This is a genomic window from Novosphingobium panipatense, assembly GCF_900182875.1.
In the GTDB taxonomy this organism is placed as follows: Bacteria; Pseudomonadota; Alphaproteobacteria; order Sphingomonadales; family Sphingomonadaceae; genus Novosphingobium; species Novosphingobium panipatense.
This window is the reverse complement of sequence record NZ_FXUI01000001.1, coordinates 584,945-604,149: the sequence shown is the minus strand read 5'-3', so window position 1 is coordinate 604,149 and position 19,205 is coordinate 584,945. Positions and strand designations below refer to the sequence as shown.

General features: G+C 64.4%; 13 protein-coding genes. 12 read left to right on the top strand and 1 reads right to left on the bottom strand.

The features are described 5' to 3' along the window. Nucleotides 1–56: 56 nt before the first annotated feature. The 12 genes from QOL62_RS02805 to fahA all read left to right on the top strand — a co-directional run bounded on the left by QOL62_RS02805 (nucleotide 57) and on the right by fahA (nucleotide 17,058). A complete protein-coding gene (locus tag QOL62_RS02805; RefSeq protein WP_283405092.1) occupies nucleotides 57–1,298 on the top strand; it encodes a putative DNA modification/repair radical SAM protein in 1,242 nt (413 codons plus the stop codon). Next, nucleotides 1,295–2,701, top strand: a complete 1,407-nt coding sequence (locus QOL62_RS02800) for a UdgX family uracil-DNA binding protein (RefSeq protein WP_283405091.1) — start codon at nucleotides 1,295–1,297, stop codon at nucleotides 2,699–2,701. The genes QOL62_RS02805 and QOL62_RS02800 overlap by 4 nt, the downstream gene beginning before the upstream one ends. A gap of 106 nt (nucleotides 2,702–2,807) precedes the next feature. Further along, nucleotides 2,808–3,731: a non-homologous end joining protein Ku gene (ku, locus tag QOL62_RS02795; RefSeq protein WP_103727817.1), complete on the top strand. Its 924-nt coding sequence runs from the start codon at nucleotides 2,808–2,810 to the stop codon at nucleotides 3,729–3,731. 3 nt (nucleotides 3,732–3,734) lie between these two features. Then, on the top strand, nucleotides 3,735–3,887 hold the full coding sequence (locus QOL62_RS02790; RefSeq protein ID WP_283405090.1) for a hypothetical protein: 153 nt from the start codon (nucleotides 3,735–3,737) through the stop codon (nucleotides 3,885–3,887). Next, nucleotides 3,884–6,409, top strand: a complete 2,526-nt coding sequence (gene ligD / locus QOL62_RS02785) for a DNA ligase D (protein ID WP_283405089.1) — start codon at nucleotides 3,884–3,886, stop codon at nucleotides 6,407–6,409. The genes QOL62_RS02790 and ligD overlap by 4 nt, the downstream gene beginning before the upstream one ends. Before the next feature lie 64 nt (nucleotides 6,410–6,473). Next, the gene (locus tag QOL62_RS02780; RefSeq protein WP_103727819.1) at nucleotides 6,474–6,734 is read left to right on the top strand and encodes a hypothetical protein; all 261 of its coding nucleotides are present in this window, start codon (nucleotides 6,474–6,476) and stop codon (nucleotides 6,732–6,734) included. A gap of 108 nt (nucleotides 6,735–6,842) precedes the next feature. Next, nucleotides 6,843–7,367 (top strand): RNA polymerase sigma factor, encoded by a 525-nt coding sequence (locus tag QOL62_RS02775; protein ID WP_283405088.1) that lies wholly within the window; start codon nucleotides 6,843–6,845, stop codon nucleotides 7,365–7,367. A gap of 57 nt (nucleotides 7,368–7,424) precedes the next feature. After that, entirely contained in the window at nucleotides 7,425–8,378 is a 954-nt protein-coding gene (locus tag QOL62_RS02770; RefSeq protein WP_283405087.1) for a FecR family protein, read from the top strand. Between the two features lie 4 nt (nucleotides 8,379–8,382). Continuing rightward, a complete protein-coding gene (locus QOL62_RS02765; protein WP_283405086.1) occupies nucleotides 8,383–10,803 on the top strand; it encodes a TonB-dependent receptor in 2,421 nt (806 codons plus the stop codon). A gap of 95 nt (nucleotides 10,804–10,898) precedes the next feature. Further along, entirely contained in the window at nucleotides 10,899–14,093 is a 3,195-nt protein-coding gene (locus QOL62_RS02760; RefSeq protein ID WP_430438266.1) for an autotransporter domain-containing protein, read from the top strand. 267 nt (nucleotides 14,094–14,360) lie between these two features. Beyond that, nucleotides 14,361–15,662 (top strand): sensor histidine kinase, encoded by a 1,302-nt coding sequence (locus QOL62_RS02755; RefSeq protein WP_283405085.1) that lies wholly within the window; start codon nucleotides 14,361–14,363, stop codon nucleotides 15,660–15,662. Between the two features lie 94 nt (nucleotides 15,663–15,756). Beyond that, nucleotides 15,757–17,058 carry a fumarylacetoacetase gene (gene fahA / locus QOL62_RS02750; protein ID WP_199183750.1) on the top strand — a complete coding sequence of 434 codons (1,302 nt, stop codon included), beginning with the start codon at nucleotides 15,757–15,759 and terminating at the stop codon, nucleotides 17,056–17,058. Nucleotides 17,059–17,073: 15 nt separating this feature from the next. Here fahA and QOL62_RS02745 read toward each other — a convergent pair whose 3' ends face one another. Beyond that, nucleotides 17,074–19,122: an MGH1-like glycoside hydrolase domain-containing protein gene (locus tag QOL62_RS02745; protein ID WP_233203736.1), complete on the bottom strand. Its 2,049-nt coding sequence runs from the start codon at nucleotides 19,120–19,122 to the stop codon at nucleotides 17,074–17,076. Between the last annotated feature and the right edge of the window lie 83 nt (nucleotides 19,123–19,205).

Sequence of the window (19,205 nt, the reverse complement as noted above, 5' to 3'; positions counted from 1 at the left end):
CCTCCCGGAAGGAGCAGCACCTTGCATGCGGCCTCGCTGGAACATATAAAGAACGAATGTCTCATCCCTCCGTTCTGGAACGTTTGAAAATACTGGCTGATGCGGCCAAGTACGATGCGTCATGTGCCTCATCGGGAACGGCAAAGCGCAACAGTCGCGATGGCAAGGGGCTGGGTTCGACGGAGGGGATGGGAATTTGCCACGCCTATGCCCCTGACGGTCGATGCATTTCGCTGTTAAAGCTGCTGCTGACCAATCACTGCATTTTCGATTGCCACTACTGCATTAACCGGAAAAGCTCCAATGTCCGCCGGGCCCGATTCACGCCGCAGGAGGTTGTCGATCTCACTCTTTCCTTCTACCGGCGCAACTATATCGAAGGATTGTTTCTTTCATCCGGTATCGTGAAATCGTCCAACCACACGATGGAACAACTGATAGAAGTTGCTCGAATCCTGAGGGAAGAGCACGAGTTTCGTGGTTACATCCACTTGAAGACAATTCCGGAAGCCGATCCCGAACTGGTGGAACAAGCCGGGCTTTGGGCCGATCGCGTGTCAATCAATGTGGAACTTCCGACAGACACCGGTCTTGCGCGCCTTGCACCTGACAAGAATGGCGCCACCATCGAAGGCGCTATGGGAAAGCTGTCCGGCGCCATCACTGAAGCGCATGATGCGCGGAAGCGTTTTCGAAAGGCGCCCTCCTTTGCGCCGGCCGGCCAATCAACGCAGATGATCGTCGGGGCCGATGGTGCGAGCGACGCGCAGATCGTCGGCAAGGCCAGCACGCTGTATGATCGATTTGCGCTGAAGCGGGTTTATTACTCCGCGTTCAGCCCGATCCCCGAAGCCAGCGCGGTCCTTCCGCTGAAGCGTCCGCCGCTGCTGCGCGAGCACCGCCTCTACCAGTCCGACTGGCTGATGCGCTTCTACGGTTTCGCACCGCAAGAGGTTCAGCAGGCGACTGAAGAGGACGGAATGCTGCCTCTGGACATTGATCCGAAACTGGCGTGGGCGCTGAAATTTCGGGATCGCTTCCCCGTGGACCTGAACCGGGCGCCCCGTGAAGCCATGCTGCGCGTGCCCGGACTGGGGGTGAAGGCGGTTGATGCCATCATCATGGGCCGCCGACATCGGACCATCCGGCTGGATGACGTGGCACGGCTGACGGTGTCCGTTCGCAAATTGCGCCCCTTCATCGTCACGGCGGACTGGCGCCCGACGCTCCTCACCGACCGTGCAGATCTGCGGGCGCGTCTTGCACCGCCGGCGCAGCAGATGGAATTATTCGGATGATCGCGATCACCCTCGCGGTCCCAGACGACTTCGAGGAATGGCGGGACGCGGCGCGAAGGCTCGCCGGACGAGGCGTTCCTCCGGAGGCGGTCATGTGGAGCGACGGCAGCGGAGTGGGCGATCTGTTCGCCTCTGCGCCGTCCTCCAACGACAGGGGAACAGCGCCGGTAGAGGTGCGGGCGAGCCGTAAGTTCATCGACATTGCGCGCAGCGTCATCCTGCATTCCGACGCGGAGCGGCTGAACTTGCTCTACCGCGCGCTCTGGAGGCTCCAGAAGCACCCGCGCCTGCTGGACGACGCCGCCGATCCGGACGTCGCTGCCCTGGAACGGATGGCGAAGCAGGTGCGACGGGACATCCACAAGATGCGGGCCTTCGTGCGCTTTCGGTCGGTGATCGACGAGGTCGGGGATGAACGGTACGTGGCCTGGTTCGAACCGGAGCACCGCATCGAGCGCGCCAATGCCGACTTCTTCGTGAACCGTTTCGCGAGCCAGAGATGGTCGATCCTGACGCCCCGCCTCTCGCTCCATTGGGACGGGGACTCGCTCATGGAAGGGCCGCCCGCATCGCGAGGGGATGCTCCCGCCGAAGACGCTACGGAGGAACTGTGGCTCGGATATTATCGTTCGATCTTCAACCCGGCGCGGCTGAAAGTAGGCATGATGCTGAAGGAGATGCCGCGTCGGTACTGGAAGAACCTGCCTGAAGCGCGCGAGATTTCGGATCTCGTCGCCGGGGCACACAAGCGAGAGGCCGCCATGATCGCGACGGGAACCAGTCTTTTCGAGCAGGAGAACGCACCTTCAAGCCTCGAAGCCATCGCCGAAGGGATCGTACAGTGCCGTCGCTGCCCGATCGGCTGCAACGGCACGCGGGCGGTAATGGGCGAAGGTCCGCCCGATGCGCGCCTGATGATCGTCGGGGAGCAGCCGGGCGATACGGAGGAGCGTGAAAGCCGGCCGTTCGTCGGGCCGGCGGGGCAACTGCTTGACAAGGCCATGCAGGAAGCGGGGGTTGAGCGTCAAAGCGCCTACGTCACCAATGCCGTGAAGCACTTCAAGTTCACGCCTCGTGGCAAGCGGCGACTGCATCAGAATCCCACCGCCGGCGAGATCGACATCTGCCGCTGGTGGCTCGACGGAGAACGGACTCTCATCAAGCCGAAGGTGATCCTGGCCCTGGGAGCGAGCGGAGCACGGGGGCTTCTCGGCCGCACACCTTCCATCGGCAAGGAACGCGGCCGTGCCATCACGCAACCCGATGGCACCCTGGTCTGGCTGACGGCGCACCCCAGCTATCTGCTGCGCCTGGACGGCGAAGCGCGCGAGCGCGAGCATGGCCGCTTCGCCGATGACCTTGCCGGCCTCGCCCGGGTGCTCGCAACAGAACATCGCACCTGATCGGCAAAGCCGCTTCTCAAAGAGCCTGATGAAGGCGGACGCCCTCGCCTCGATCGGGAACCACCCTGCCCTTCCGCCGCTTTCCTGAGCAAGGAAGGAGCCGTTCATGCCTGCACGCGCCTACTGGAAGGGTCAGATCCGGCTTGCCCTCGTCTCGATCCCGATCGAGGTCTACCCTGCCACGCGATCGGGCGCCGCGATTTCCTTCCACCAGATTCACGAACCGAGCGGCAAGCGGATCCGCTATGAGAAGGTGGCGCCCGGCGTGGGCCCGGTCGATCGGGACGAGATCATCAAGGGCTACGAGGTTTCCAAGGGCAACTACGTACTGCTTGACGAGGAAGAGATCGAAGCGGTCAAGATCGAGAGCCGCAAGACGCTCGAACTGGTGCAGTTCGTTGAGTCCGACGAGATCGACGTGCTCTACTACGAAAAGCCCTACTTCGTGGTCCCGGCGGACGATCTGGCGGAGGAAGCCTACACCGTCCTGCGCGAGGCTCTTCGCAAAACCCGCAAGGTGGGCCTCGGCCAGCTGGCGGTGCGCGGACGGGAGCAACTCGTCTCCATCAAGCCGTGTGGCCGCGGATTGATAATGGAAGTGCTCCGTTATGCCGACGAGGTTCACAAGGCGCAGGGCTACTTCCGGGACATCGAGGACACGAAGCCAGATGCCGACCTGCTCGATCTGGCGACTACCCTGATCGACAAGAAGACGGCCCCCTTCAACCCAGCTGAGTTCCACGACCGCTACGTCGATGCCCTCCACCGCCTGATCGACAAGAAGGCCAAAGCGAGAAGCAACAAGCGGATCATCGAAGACGCGGACGAACCGGCGAGCGGCAAGAGCAACGTCATCGACCTCATGGCGGCGTTGAAGAAGTCCCTCGGGGAAAATGGCAAGTCTGCGACAAAGGCTTCGGCCAAGGCACCGGCGAAGTCGTCCGAAAAGGCGGAGACCAGCGGCAAAACCGGGCGCAAGACCGCCGCGAGCACCACCTCCTCCGGCACCCGCGGCCGCAAACGTGCCTGAACAATGAATTTCGTCGCCTTCGCGTCCATCGCCCGGCTCATCTGCGACAGGCCGTTCGGCCCGGCGCAGGCTGGCCCCCGACAAGACACCGGCCAACCCGAACGCTCCTCGGCCTTCGACCATCGGAGCTGCACGAAGGAGTATGACGGGGCGTGAGCAAGAGCAAGGCAGATCCGGCCGCTGACCTGCTGGCCGAGTACAACCGCAAGCGGGACTTTACGAAGACGGCAGAACCTTCCGGCAAACGCCGCAGCAGCAAGAGCGGCAACAGCTTCGTCGTGCAGAAACACGCTGCGACCCGTCTGCATTGGGATTTCCGCATCGAAGTGGACGGCGTGCTGAAATCCTGGGCCGTCACGAAGGGCCCCAGCCCCGATCCTGCGGACAAGCGCCTCGCAGTTCGCACGGAGGATCATCCTCTTTCCTACGGAGAGTTCGAAGGGATCATCCCCAAGGGAGAGTATGGCGGCGGCACCGTGATGCTGTGGGATCGCGGCACCTGGGCGCCGATTGAAGGGAAAAGCGCCAGCGATCTCGACGAGGGCCATCTGCATTTCACGTTGGACGGCGAGCGCATGAAGGGCGAATGGCTCTTGGTGCGGATGAAGGGCCGGCCCGGCGAGAAGCGGGAGAACTGGCTGCTGCGCAAGGTGCAGGACGAGTTCGCCGAGAGGGGCGACACTCTGGTCGAGCAAGGGCTGACCAGTGTCCTCACCGGCCGCACCATGGCTGAGATCGAAACTGACCGGGCCGGCGCCGTGTCCCTCAAGGGCAAGGAGGGCGATGTCTTCACCAAGGCCATGCAACAGAACGCCACGCGCAACGCGGCAAAGACACAACCGAAGCGCAAGAGCTCAGGGTCGCCGCCCAAGTTCCGCCCGGTGCAGCTGGCCACCCTTGTGGACACCGTCCCCACGGGCAACCTGTGGATGCACGAAATCAAGTTCGACGGATACCGCGCGCTGGTGGCCGCAGCGGGAGACAAGGTCGTCGTTCACACCCGCAGCGGTCTTGACTGGACCGACAAGTTCGGTCCGCTCGCGGCTCACCTCGCAGCGCTGCAACTGCCGCCATGCCTGATCGATGGGGAGGTTATCGCCCGCGATAAGGCGGGCAATCCTGACTTTTCCACGCTGCAGAACGTGCTGAAGCGGGGGCACGGCAGCCAGAGTGAAAAGGACGCGCTCGAATTTCATGCCTTTGACTTGCTGGAACTCGACGGTGAAGACCTGGCGCCCCTGCCCAACATCGAGCGCAAGGAACGGCTGGAAGCCCTGCTCTCTCAAGCCAATTCCCCGATTTTCGTGGCCGACCACGTGATCGGCGCAGGCGAGCCCCTGTACGAAGCCATGTGCGCGGCCGGGCAGGAAGGGGTGATCGCCAAGCGAATCGATGCTTCCTATGCGGGGCGACGAACGAAGAACTGGCTCAAGATAAAATGCACCCGACGACAGGAATTCGTGATCGTGGGCTGGACGAAATCGCGTGCGAAGGCCCGACCTTTTTCCTCCCTTCTCCTCGCCCAGTACGAAGGCGATACGCTCGTCTATCGCGGCAAGGTCGGCACGGGATTTGACGCGCAAACTCTTGCCGACATGGCCGCGAAACTTGATAAACTCTCACGCAAGTCGCCGGCGCTCGAGGTCGAGCGCACTGAAGCGCGGGGCGCGAGTTGGGTCACGCCCAAGCTTGTCGCCGAGGTGGCGTTCGCCGAGCTGACGGCAGAAGGCCGCGTTCGGCACGGAAGTTTTCTCGGGCTGCGTGGCGACAAGGCGGCGAAGACCGTCACGGCCGAGACGCCTCAGAAAACCCCGGAAGCGACCATCGACATCAGCATTTCCAATCCGGAACGAGTCATCTTCCCCGAAAGCGGCGAGACGAAAGGCGACCTCGCCAGCTATTACGCCGCCGTCGCCCCGCTCATGCTGCCGTTTGCCGGCAATCGGCCGATAAGCCTGGTCCGCTGTCCGCAGGGCCGGTCCAAGAAGTGCTTCTTCCAGAAGCACGACAGCGGGACTTTCGGGCCTCACGTCCACCGCATCCCCATAAAGGAAAAGGATGGCGGGACCGAGGAATACCTCTTCGTCGAGAATGCCGAAGGGCTGATCGCCTGCGTCCAGATGGGCACGATAGAATTTCACGGCTGGGCCAGCCGCGCCGATGCTGTCGAGCAGCCAGACCGCATGATTTTTGACCTTGACCCGGACGAGGGGCTGGATTTCCGCCAGTGTGCCAGAGCGGCGCTGGACCTCAGGGCTAGGCTTGCCGATCTTGGTCTGGTGACTTTCGCGATGCTTTCCGGCGGCAAGGGCGTTCACGTAGTGGTGCCGCTCAAGCGTGGGCACGATTGGGAAACGCACAAGAACTTCGCGCACCGCTTTGCGGAAGCCATGAGCATAGCGGAGCCGGAACGCTTCGTGGCAACGATGAGCAAAGCCAAGAGAAAGGGGCGAATCTTCATAGATTGGCTTCGAAACCAGCGCGGCGCGACGGCCGTTCTGCCCTACTCCGCCCGCGCCCGGGAAGGCGCGCCGGTGGCCGTTCCAATCGCGTGGGATGAACTTGAGGGTCTGGAAACGGCGAAGCTTTACTCGATCAACGATGCGGACGCGCTGGTGCAAAGGGCCAGCCACCTACGTGGATGGGGCTTCGCCGATCAGTGTTTGCCGCGGTTTTAGCTGGCCTTGCAACCCAAGCGGCTTCGAAGCATTTTCCATATACTATCCTTAAAGGGGAATGCACATGGCCAGCGAATGCACCGCCTTCCGCGATTCCAAAGGCGGACTTCACAGCAGCCCCGAGCGTGCGACGCTTGAAGACCTGGCCGGCGTTCTCGGGCGCGTCGGCGACGAAGGCGGCATGACCTCGGGGGTCGCGCGGATGATCTTCGACAAGCGCTCGGAGATCGAGCGGGTCTTTGCCGAACACGACGCGATGGTGGCGACTCCGGCACCCGTCCTGCTGGGCGACGATACGAACGGACGCATCCGCGCCATCAACTGACGCCATCAACGGAGTCGACGTTCCGCAACGTGACTCTGGCGGGCTAACCCTTTCCCAAAGGACGCCGAACGTCTATCAGGCGGCTCACAAAGGCAGCCGCATTTCTTCGTGACCGCAGAACCCTCACCTCCCGCTGGCCTGGAAGCGGCTTTTCTCGAACATCGGGAGAAGCTTCTGCGTTTTCTGCGGGCGCGCGGTGCCGGCGATGCGGCCGAGGATCTCGTTCAGGAAATCTGGCTCAAGATCTCGACCAGTCGCCGTGGTCCGGTGGCGTCTCCTCTCTCGTATCTCTTCCGCACAGCCGACCTGCTGATGATCGATCGCTTCCGATCGAGCCGGCAGGCGAGTGCCCGCGATCGCGACTGGACACAGCTCCACGCCGGCGATCCTCCCGGCGTGTCTTCGGAGCCCTCGGCCGAACGCAGGCTTGCCGCCGCGCAGGAAGCGGCCAGTCTGCTGGCACTGCTCGATAAACTGGGCCCACGGGCCTCGCTCATCTTCCGCAAGCATCGCGTGGAAGGCACGCCCCAGAAGGCCGTTGCCGCTGAACTGGGCATCAGCATCAGCACGGTGGAAAGCGATCTGCGCGCCGCATATCGCGCGCTGGCCGAGTGGAAGGAGAAATCAAGATGAGCCCGCGTATGAGGCTGCACGCGGTTGACTTCGTCTTCGTGCCGGAAGGAGCGCCCGATGGCGGATGACATGACGACGGAGGGCATCATACGGGAGCAGGCCCTGCAATGGGCCGTGCGCCTTGGCGATCCTGCGTTCGACGACTGGGACGGCTTCACACTCTGGCTGGAGGCCGATCCCCGGCACGCCGTCGCGTACGACCACATCGCCGCCGCTGTGGGCGAAGCGAGCGAAGACCTTGCCACGGCTACCCCGGCGAACGAAAATCCGGAGGAGCACCACGATGTACCTGCGGTTCGATCCGGTCGCAGGCCCGTCTGGCTCGCCGGAGCCCTTGCCGCCAGTCTCGCTGCCGTCGCTGCGATCTGGGTGGTTCAAGGCTCCGGCCGGGATCTTTACACCGTGGAAACCGCGTTTGGACAGACCGAGGTGGTGACGCTCGAACCCGGTACTCATGTCGAACTTGCCGGGGGCACTGCCGTCCAGTTTGACCGCAAGGACGAACGCTACGCCCGACTGCAACGCGGGCAGGCCCTGTTCACCGTCAAACATAATCCGGCCGCTCCGTTCAAAGTCGATGTGGCCGACGAACGGCTGGTGGACCTCGGCACGGTTTTCGACGTGCGTCATGACGATGAAGGCCTGAGCGTGGCTGTGTCCGAGGGCACCGTCCAATATGACCCCGAAGGCGTCGCGGTGCGCATTTCGCGGGGCGAGATCCTGCGCCGTGAGGCCAACGGCGCGGCCTATACCCTCACCCGCATTCCCGAGGAACAGGTCGGCGAATGGCGCGCAGGACGCCTGACGTTTGACGCCGCTTCGCTAAGCGAAGTTGCGGCACAACTGCGGCGCGCCACTGGTCTCGACTACGTGGCAGCCCCCGGCAGCGCCAGCGCGGTGTCTGGATCGATTCTCGTCGGCGCCCTGCGCGATGACCCGGCGACCGTGGGCCCGCTTCTCGGCGTGACCGTCCGCTCTGAAGGCCGCCGCTGGATCATAGGTTCACGCTGATCCGATGCGCCGCGCCGTCCTGATGCTTGCGTGCGCGGCGGCCTTGCCGACCGCAGCCCTGGCTCGGGAAGCCATGGTGCGGACGAGCGCCGGTTCTGCAGGACGGATCGCCATCGACCTTGCCCGGCAGACACGCTCCAGCATCGTCGTTGCGGACCCGGTTATCGCGAACAGGATGGTGTCCGCGATCAAGGGTCGGATGAACGCTGCGGAAGCGGTCCGGGTGCTCGCTCGAAAAGCGGGCGGGCGCGCGGTGCCTGTCGGCGCGGCGGGCTGGCGCATCGAAGCGGCGGCGCCCCCGCGCCACGCCGCGCCGCCCCCGGCAGCCGCTTACAGCAGCAAACAGCTCCCCTTGCCGGAAACGCCGTCCGCCCCCATCGTCGTCGTGGCATCGAAGCGGGATCTTACCATCCGGCAAATTCCCGCCCAGATCACCGTCCTCCAGCAGGCGAGCCTGGAAGCCGGCGGCATCGGCGGCACCGAGAAGATCATCCAGCGCGTCTCTACCGTCACGTCCACGCACCTGGGGAGCGGCAGGAACAAGCTGTTCATCCGCGGCATCGCGGACTCCAGCTTCACCGGTCCCACTCAGGCGACGGTGGGCCAGTACCTCGGCGATCTCCGCCTGAGCTACAACGCACCGGACCCAGACCTGCGGCTTTCCGACATGGCGCAGGTAGAAGTTCTGGAAGGGCCGCAGGGCACGCTCTACGGTGCCGGATCGCTGGGCGGCATCATCCGGCTGGTGCCCAATCCCCCGATCCTTGAGGAAGCAAGCGGGTCCCTCGCCCTGGGCGGCTCACTGACGCAGGAGGGCGCGCCCGGCGGTGACGCCGCTGCCACCGTGAACCTGCCTCTGGGGCAGAGCGCCGCTCTCAGGGCCAATCTCGATGCTGCGACACTGGGCGGCTACATCGACAAGCCCCTGCTCGACCGCCGGGACGTGAATCGCACCCACCTTCTTGGTGGCCGCGCCACCCTTCGTGTGCAGATCGCACCCGACTGGACGACGGACGTCATGGGCCTTGGCCAGTCCATCGACGCGCGCGACAGCCAGTACGCCGGCCGCGACGCGCAACCCCCGCTCACCAGCAACGCCGAAGTGCAGGAAGGTGCGACCTCGGATTACCTGATGGGCCAGTTGGTCCTGTCAGGCCGGATCGGCCCCGCTCGCCTGCGCTCCACCACGGGGTTCGTACGGCAGGAACTGGAAGAGCTCTACGATGCCACGATCGATCCAGAGGCGCCCCGCCGCTTCTCGCAGGAAAACCATACCGAGATGATCGCGCATGAGACACGCGTCTGGCAGCCGGTCACGAACGGCTTCGGTTGGCTGGTTGGCGCAAGCTACACGCACAACCACACGGTCCTGCGGCGAAGCTTCGAGGACAACCTGCTGCGCAAGGCAACGACCGGTGTGCGCAACATCATCGACGAAATGACACTCTATTCCGAAGTCAGCCTGCGGCTGCGCCGGGGACTGACGGCCACCGCCGGGGGCCGCTTCACCTACTCCCGCCTGAGCGGATCGGGACAGGATGTCATGCCTGCGGCTTCACCCGCGATGGCCTCGCTGCGCGCGCAGATGACGGCAGACCGGGACACGTCGACGGTTCTCCCCTCCCTCGCCCTGACGGCCGAGGTATCCGACGCGACTGTCCTTTACGCGCGCTATCAGGAAGGCTTCAGACCCGGCGGCTTTGCTATCGAGAGCGACTTCGTTCGTCGCTTCAAGAGCGATCATACACAGACGTGGGAATTGGGCCTAAGGCACGGAACACCCGGCGAGAGCACGTTCGATGTTTCTGCCAATATGTCCTACACCCGATGGACCGACATCCAGGCCGACTTCATCGACAACGCCGGGCTGCCCAGCACCGCCAACATCGGTGACGGACAGGTGTGGTCCGCGAGCGTTTCGGGCGCGGTCACCATCATGCCTGGTGTGCGCTTCGAAGCGGGTGCGACATGGAACAAGAGCACGGTCGATCAGCCGCCTGTCGATCTGCTCGCCCTCGTGGCCCGCGCCTATGACCAGCGCGCCTATGCCTCGCTTCTTCAGGAAACGCTGGCGCGCTCCATGCAGGTCCCCAACATCGCCGGTTTTTCCGGCCGCGTCGGCCTTGAATGGCAGCGGGAACTAACCACCGACCTGCGCCTCTCCGCCAATGCCTGGGCCAGCTACGTCGGCAAATCTCGGCTCGGCATCGGTCCGGAACTGGGGGAACTTCAAGGCGACTACCTGGACAGCGGAGCAAACCTGCGCGTCGGTACGGACCGGCATGGCGTGACAGTAGCCCTCTCGAACCTCGCCAACTCGCGAGGCAACCGCTTTTCGCTCGGCACACCCTTCGGGTCGGGTCGCGATCAGACCACGCCGCTTCGGCCCCGAACCCTTCGCATCGGGCTGGACGCGCGCTTTTAATTTCGAGCGGCGGGAACTTTTTTCAAGGTCGCGCCCGAAGGTCTCCGTCTCGAGGTTCAACTGCTGACCTCAAAGGGACGATGATGCCTTCCCACATGACTGCCAAGACCCTCCTTGTCACCACGGCGGCATTTGCGATCGCCACGGCGGCGCATGCCGAAGACGTGAAGACCAAGTTGACCGCGCCCATCCGCACGTCGACGATCAAGAATGGCACCGCCGACGCCATTTCCATCACCAAGGAGGGGTCCGTCGTCCTCACTACGGGAACGGCCGTGACGCAGGACAGTAGCCACGCTGTCTCCACTGCAGGCGCAATCACCATCACGAACGCCGATGGTGCCACCGGCATCCTGTCGCATGCCGGCGCCAACGGCGACATCACGAACACCGGTACCATCACCATCGACGAGACCTACACCGCGACGGATACGGACAAGGATGGCGACCTCGATGGTCCGCTCGCGCTTGGCTCCGGCCGCAACGGCATCCGCATCGAGGGTGCCCATTCCGGCAAGCTCGTCCAGAGCGGAACGATCAAAGTCGAGGGCAACGATTCAGCAGGCGTCGTGCTGGGCGGCACTCTGACCGGTGCCTTCACTCATGACGGCACCACCACCGTGATCGGCGATCGGGCGATCGGCGTCTCCGCGCAGGGGATCAACGGATCGGTCCGCCTCGCCGGATCGGTGTCGGCGCAGGGCCTGAACGCCATCGGCGCCCGTTTCGCAGGCGATGTGAACGGCGCCATGGTCGTGCAGGGCACCGTGGCTTCCACGGGATACCGCTACACCGCGCCGCCCTCCGACCCGTCCAAGCTCGACGCCGACGACCTGCTGCAAGGCGGCTCCGCCCTGCTCGTCGAAGGCAACGTCACGGGTGGCATCATCCTGGCCGCTGCCCCCAAGGACGCCGATACCGCGAAGCCGGATGAAGACGGCGATGGACTCGAGGATGCCAAGGAAGGCACGGCCAAAGTCGTATCCTACGGCAGCGCAGCGGCGATGCAGATCGGATCCGCCGATCGCGACATCAGCATCGGGGAAGTGACGGGCACGGCCAGCAAGTTCGGCCTCATCATCGAAGGGTCCGTCGAGGGCAACGGCCTCTACTCGGGTGTTGCCGCCAACGGTCTGGTCATCGGCGGCCGCGGCGGCGCCGTGTCCATCGCCAACGGCATCGGGGTGTCGGGTTCGGTACTCGCGGCCTCAAACGGCGCGAGCGCGACGGCCTATCGGCTCGCGTCAGGCGCAACGACGCCACTGCTCCAGAACACGGGCACCATCGGAGCCACCGCCGGGAATGCGGACACCGCCCTCGCCACGGCCGTTCAGATTGACGTCGGTGCTTCGCTGCCGACGCTCAAAAACAGCGGCACGATCAAGGCGGTCACCGGCGAAAAAGGCGCTTCCGCCGCCATCAGGGACGCCAGCGGCACCCTCGCCCTTGTGGAGAACGCCGGCACCATCTCGGCCACCGGAGCCAAGGAAGGCGACCGAAACATCGCGATTGATCTCTCCCGCGCGACCGGCGACAGCGTGATCCGGCAGACCCAGGTTGGCACCGGCAACACGGCTCCTTCGATCACGGGCGACGTTCGCTTCGCGGGCGGCAACGACACTCTCGACCTTGCCGACGGCACCCTTGCGGGCAACGTGTCGTTCGGCACCGGAAACAACAGGCTGGCCCTTTCGGGGGACGCGGCGCAATCCGGTTCCGTCAGCTTCGGAGGCGGCGTGGATACCGTGGCCCTTGCTGGTACGGGCACCCTCAAGGGGGTTGTCGATTTCGGTGGCGGTGGGGACGTGCTGACCCTTGCCGGCAGCTCCCTCTTCGCAGGCTCGATCAGCAACTCGGCAAGCCTTGCAGTCTCGGTTGCGGGCGGTACGCTCGACCTCGGCAAGCCGGCCGCTATGGCCTCTCTCGACGTGGGTGCCGCAGGCGTTCTCGTCGTCACTCTCGACAGGGCTGCCGGAGCCGGTTCGGCATATAACGTGAGCGGCGATGCCACGTTTGCCGAGGGCGCCAAGCTCGCGATCCGGTTGGCGGACGTGTCCACGGCAGAAGGCAGCTACCAGGTCCTGACGGCCGGATCCCTTTCGGGCCGCGACAAGCTGGCCGCCAGCACCGATCTCGTGCCGTTCATGTTCAAGGCGGAACTCGACAAGGACTCCCCCGCCAACGCGATCATCGTCGACGTCTCCCGCCGTACCGTGGACGAACTCGGCCTCAATCGCTCGGGCGCGGCCGCATATGACGCAGTCTTCCAGCAGCTCGGCCAGGACGACAAGATCGAGGATGTCTTCCTTGGCATCACCAACGGCGATGCCTTCCGCGCCGCCGTCGGGCAGATGCTGCCGGATCACGCCGGTGGCGCGTTCGAGGGCATCAGCCTCGGAACACGGGCGCTGGCCCGTCAGATGCAAGATCCCCAGGGCCCGATCACCTCGTCCGGCCGGTTCAGCACCACGCTCAACATGGCGATCTGGGGCAGCGACCGCAAAACGGGCCAAAGCGCCGCTTACAAACTCAATGGCTACGCATGGTCGGCTACGGGCGAGTACCAGACCGGCGCCGGCCGCTTCGGCGCCACGCTGTCGTACATCGACAACAACCACAAGAACGGCACCGTCTCCGAGGTGAAGTCGACCGGCTTTGAGCTGGCCGGCCATTGGCGCGGCAAGTTCGGGCCGGTCAGCGGGTTCGCCCGCGGCTCCATCGGCAAGGCCGACTTCGACGGTGAGCGCAGCTTCTTCGGCACAACCGGGTCAACCACGGCGAGCCGGACGATGAACGCGGACTGGGACGGCAACTTCGTTACGGCCGCCGGCGGCCTTTCGATCGAGGGCGGATCGCAGTTCTTCTTCTTCCGCCCGGGCGTGACGGTCGATTACGTGCGCCTCAAGGAAGATGGCTACACCGAAACGGGCGGCGAGACATTGAACCTGACAGTCGCCTCGCGCACGAGCGATGAGCTTGCGGTCAACCCCAGCCTGACCGTCGGCGTCGACTTTCTCGGCATGAAGGCGCGTGACGAAAACTGGTTCCGCGTGGAAACCGAAGGCGGCTGGCGCGAAATCGTAAGTGGCGGCATCGGCTCCACCACTGCGCATTTCCGGGACGGTGAGAATTTCACGCTTGAGGGCGACAGCGCAACGAGCGGCTGGTTCGCTCGCCTGCGCGCCATTGGCGGGGCCGCCGGCTTCACCATGGGTGGCGAACTTTCCGCCGAGGACCGCCACGGCCGCGTCGACCTCGCGATGCGCGCCTCGATCACCGTCGGCTGGTAACTTTCGGGCGAGGCGAAAGCCCCCCGCTGCGCCTCGTTCCAGTGCCCGGCTGCCTCGTGCAGCCGGGCACGTCCATTTCAGGCGTCCAGCTTTCGGCCTCATCCCCGCTCGACAGGACGCCCGTCCAACTTCATCACTCTTCCGTACGTATCAAATGATTGCTGCCGCGATCATGCGGTTGACGTGGACGACGCACGGTGTGAGCGAACCCTCACAGACAAAGGGGCGTCGTCGCCAAGCCGCTGCGTCATAGGAGAGGATCAAGAGGTGGCACGACCCTTCGCGCCGCGCTTCGCGGTCTATGTTGCAGTGGTTTTCCTGGTGCTGGGCGTAATGGAACTCGCCGCCAGTCTCCTGTTCTATCAGGCCATAGACCGCCAGACGCTTGACGAAGACCATGCCCGCCGGATCGCCGAACTTCTCGTCGTAAGCGACCGCATCCACGCCGCCGACCCGGAATTGACGGCGCCCACCATGACCACGGGTCATCTCGCCGCCGCCGTGGCTCGCGTTCCCGCCGTCACCTCTCCCACCTCGGGCCAGTCGCTAACTCACATCGAACAGCGAATCGTCGAATGGGAACCCACCCTGGCCGGCCGTAGCCTGCGGCTTGCGATGGACGATGTCGGGAATGGCAGCCGCGATCTTGTCGGCTCCATCCGCCTCACGCACGGGGATTGGCTGAACTTCCGCTCACGCGACATCAACGCGATGTGGCCGGTCGCGCTGCGAGCCTCCGTTCTCACACTTGCGACGACGCTTGGCTTCCTCGCTCTCGGCCTTGCGGTGCTCCACGTCCTGACACGGCCGCTGCGGCGCATGAGCGATGCGGCGGATGCGATCGGTCGGGGTCGTCACGTCACCATCCGCGAGACGGGTCCGCCGGATCTGCGCAAGCTCGCTCACTCCATGAATATCATGCAGGAACGCATAGCGCGGCTGCTGCAGGATCAGGCCCGTTCGTTCGAGGCGATCAGCCACGACCTTCGCACGCCCCTGTCGCGCCAGAAGGTCGCTGGCGAACTGCTTGAAGATCGTGAGCTGGGCGATGTGATCGTGGCCAGCGCAGAGGAGATGGAAGCCCTTCTCGCCTCGCTCCAGCGCTTCCTGCGGGCGCAGCACCTGACAGCCGAGCCGGAGATGCTTGATCTGCGGGAACTCACCGAACAGGTCGTCCACCCCTTCAATCAGAATGCGAAGGTGCTCGGTCCTGCATCGGCCATGGCCAACACCTTTCGCGAGCCGCTGGTTCTGGCGCTTCAGGCGCTGGTGGAAAACGCCGTCCAGTTCGGCGGAGAGGCTCGCGTCACGATCCGCCGTCACGACGGCAAGTGGCGGATCGAGATTGCGGACCCCGGCCCCGGCATCCCTTCTGCGTATTTCGACGCCGTGCTCGACCCCTTCTTCCGCCTGGACGAAGCCCGCGCGCGGGACACCAAGGGCTTCGGCCTCGGCATACCCACCGCTCACCGCCTGATGGCGCGTTTCGACGGGCAGCTGTCCTTCGGCACTTCGCCGGAGGGCGGCCTCATCGCCTGCCTGGACGTTCCGGAACCCGTCACTGCCTGACCATCGGACTTCGCTTGCTCCGCCACCGCGAATATCGCAAAGCGGGCGTCAGGCTGCCCGCCGGAGTGGCCATGCTGGAGAAGGAACGCGACACGTGAACTGGTGGACCATCGACGAAACCCATGACGCGACCCGCATGAGTTGGGTGGAAAGCGCAAGGGATCATACCGAATTCCCGGTCCAGAACCTTCCCTTCGGCCTTTTCTCTCCGGCAGGAGCCACTCCGCGGGTCGGCGTCGCCATCGGCGACAGGATACTCGATCTTCGTGCTCTCGCCCAAGCAGGGCTTGTGCCGCAGTCCCTGGCCGCCGCCTGCGGCGAAGATACCGTTGCAGGTATCCTCGCTCTGCCGGCGCCGGACCGCCGCACCCTGCGCCGCGTGCTTTCGGACCTTCTCTGCGCGCACGATCGTCGCCCGGAGGTGGAGCCAATGCTGCACGCTGCCGACGCCTGCGCCCTGCATCTGCCGGCGCGGATCGGCGACTACACCGACTTCTATGTCGGCATACATCATGCGAACAACATCGGCCGCCAGTTCAGGCCGGATAATCCGCTGCTTCCCAATTACAAGCACGTGCCCATCGGCTACCACGGGCGCTCCTCCTCCATTCGGCCCTCCGACGTCCCCGTCCTACGTCCGCGTGGGCAGCGAAAGCCTCCCGAAGCCGACACGCCCGTCTTCGCGCCGAGCGCGCGGCTCGACTACGAACTGGAGATGGGCGTCTGGATCGGCCCGGGCAACGAACTGGGAGCGCCTGTGCCCATTGCCCAGGCGGCAGACCATATCGCCGGCTTCTGCCTCCTCAACGACTGGTCCGCACGTGACCTTCAGGCATGGGAATACCAGCCCCTCGGCCCCTTCCTCGCGAAGAACTTCCATTCCACCATCTCACCCTGGATCGTGACGCCGGAAGCGCTCGCTCCTTTCCGCGTCGCCCAGCCGCCTCGTCCCGAAGGTGATCCGCAGCCCCTCCCCTACCTGTTCGATGCCGATGATCAGGCGCACGGCGCCCTTGCGGTGACGCTCGAGGTTCACCTCAGCACGCAGGCAATGCGCGAGGCAGGCCTGCCGCCCCATCGGCTAAGCCATGGCCCCGCGACGAACATGTACTGGACCGTCAACCAGATGGTCGCTCACCATGCCTCGAACGGCTGCAACCTCACCACAGGCGACCTTCTCGGCACCGGCACCATTTCGGCACCTGAGCGTTCGGGCTTCGGCAGCCTCATGGAACTTTCTCAAGGGGGCAAGACGCCGCTGGACCTCCCCACCGGAGAGACGCGCGCGTTCCTGGAGGACGGTGACGAGGTCATCATCACCGCCTCTGCCTCGGCGGAAGGGCGTGTAACGATTGGCTTCGGCGAATGCCGGGCGCGGATCAGCCCCGCTCGCTGAGCGGGGCCGAGGCCTTCAGCGTGCGAAGGCCTTGACCTCCGCCAGACGAATGGCTCTTCCCTTCGTCGAGACCATCGTCACGCGGATCCTCTGCGTCTTCAGCGCAGGCCAGCTCACCCGCGTCACCCCGTTGGCCGAAGGACGGCCTGTCGGTGACGCCACGGGCTGCCATCGGCCATCGCGCCATGCCTGGACTGCGAACTGTCGGGGTGCGGCGAAGCGCTTGCCGTCTTCAAAGAAGGCAAGCTCGGCGCTCCCGAGGGTGACTTCGCGCCCGAAGTCGAGCGCATACCACTGCGTCTTCGCGGAGCTGTCGGAATCCCAGCCATTGGGCAGCTCCGGATAGAACCAGGTACGCCCATCCACTGCATCGTGCAGCTTCTCGGTATCGGTTCCCGACGACGCACTGGGCCGGGGAAAGTTCCCGCGGACGAGTTGCACCGCGAGGTTGGCTTCGCGCGTGATCGGCGCGTTTGCCTTGCGCGCGACGGGAATCTGAAGCCGCCCCAAGTCGGCACGGCGGGCCACTTCCGCGCCGTCCACCTCCACAGACAGGCCCTTACCGCGCCCGTAACGGCTGCCGTCTGCGTCCCACGTCACCGTCACCTGCCGGCCGTGATAGGGGACGCGCTCCACCCGGAACCAGTCCACCCCGCCGTCGGAGGGCAGCAGTGGATTGAGTTCCAGGACGTCATCTTCACGCGGTCGTATGCCGACAAGGCCGGTGAGGATCAGGTCGATATAACCAGAGTGGAAATAATGATGGCTGCGATCCAACCCCACGATGGGCGCACCGGTTTCCGGGTGATAGTCTTCTTCCAGATCGATCTTGTCGCCCTGGTAATGAAGCTGCGTGTACTGGCGCAGCATGCGCATCCAGTCCGCGCGCGTGACGGGCCCGTGCTGGTCGTAATGATCGAGCAGGTTGGCCATCGCGGTCAGTACCTGCGTCGTCTGGTAGGGCCAGATAGGTCCGTTCCACTGGCACTCCGGAGCCGGGCCGAGGTAGCGGTACTGGCGCATGTAGTATTCGTAGTTCTGTTCGACCGTCCGCATTCCGGCCTTCCCGGCAAGCGACTGCGGATCCAGGAGGTGCGCCCAGGCTTTCGCGAACCCGGGGTCGTCCGGCACAAGTTCGAACATCCAGGGCAGATAGCCCACGAGCTCGCGGTTGCGAATCGGATCCCAGTATTTCACGTGCTCGTTGGTGATCTGGTGCCGATCCGTGAAATGCTCGAGACGCGGATTCCACAGGTCCGCCAGCACGCGCTCGCGCAGGGCTTCGGCTCGCTGGGCGTACTCGTCTGCCATCGCCATGTCGCCGGCCATCGCCGCCATTTTCGACAGCGCGCGCGCATTCGCGAACATGTAGCTGTTGACCGAAGGACGAAACGCATCCCCTCCCCGGAAGCCGTCCTTGCCGCCAGACGCATCGATGGAGGAAACCGTATATTCGGTTGCATCCAGAAGCGGCTCTACGAAGTAGAGGCCTTTGGTGAAATCGAACTTCTCGTCCCAGAGGCGATAGATGTGCCGCATCACCTTCAGGTGCCGCAGCAGCGCTTCGCGATCGCCATCCACGAGGTACCGGCCCCAGACGGAATCGGCCATGTGGTCCGTGAAATGACGGTCGTTTCCGCCTTCGTACATGAAATTGATGTAATCGTCCGTGAAGCGGCGATCGTTCAGCCAGCGACCTTCGGCGATATGGAAGCCGCTTGCGTCATTAAGGCTCGCGTACGGCTCCCGCTGCCAGCCCACGTCGTCCGCGAACTCCGTCGTGATGTAGCCATGCGCGCCGAGATCCCGCTGATGGGCACGAAAAAGCCCCCAGCGATAGTAGTAGACGGCATCGATCCTGGAATCAGAGGACTCGAAGAACGGTATGCGGTCTTCAAACCACTCTGCGTCATTTCCGAAGTGCGCCTTGGCAATCGCCACCCGGTCGAGATCGCGGGAAGCGGCCGCTGTCGACACTTCGCCCTGCGGCGGGCTGTAGGGTCCGGCGGCTGCCAGCATCAGCGCCGCGAGGGGGAGCGCGGCCAGCGCATGGATCTTCCGCAATGTCGTCCCCTTCAGGCTATTCCGTAGAAGAAGGCGGCCGTTTGCTCCGAATGTTGGGAGGAGCACGGAAGACAAACGGCCGC

What these genes read in the sequence shown, in the direction of transcription:
- QOL62_RS02805 (WP_283405092.1), top strand. Translation starts at nt 57, where the DNA reads ATGTCTCATCCCTCCGTTCTGGAACGTTTGAAAATACTGGCTGATGCG.
- QOL62_RS02800 (WP_283405091.1), top strand. Translation starts at nt 1,295, where the DNA reads ATGATCGCGATCACCCTCGCGGTCCCAGACGACTTCGAGGAATGGCGG.
- ku (WP_103727817.1), top strand. Translation starts at nt 2,808, where the DNA reads ATGCCTGCACGCGCCTACTGGAAGGGTCAGATCCGGCTTGCCCTCGTC.
- QOL62_RS02790 (WP_283405090.1), top strand. Translation starts at nt 3,735, where the DNA reads ATGAATTTCGTCGCCTTCGCGTCCATCGCCCGGCTCATCTGCGACAGG.
- QOL62_RS02780 (WP_103727819.1), top strand. Translation starts at nt 6,474, where the DNA reads ATGGCCAGCGAATGCACCGCCTTCCGCGATTCCAAAGGCGGACTTCAC.
- QOL62_RS02770 (WP_283405087.1), top strand. Translation starts at nt 7,425, where the DNA reads ATGGCGGATGACATGACGACGGAGGGCATCATACGGGAGCAGGCCCTG.
- QOL62_RS02765 (WP_283405086.1), top strand. Translation starts at nt 8,383, where the DNA reads ATGCGCCGCGCCGTCCTGATGCTTGCGTGCGCGGCGGCCTTGCCGACC.
- QOL62_RS02760 (WP_430438266.1), top strand. Translation starts at nt 10,899, where the DNA reads ATGACTGCCAAGACCCTCCTTGTCACCACGGCGGCATTTGCGATCGCC.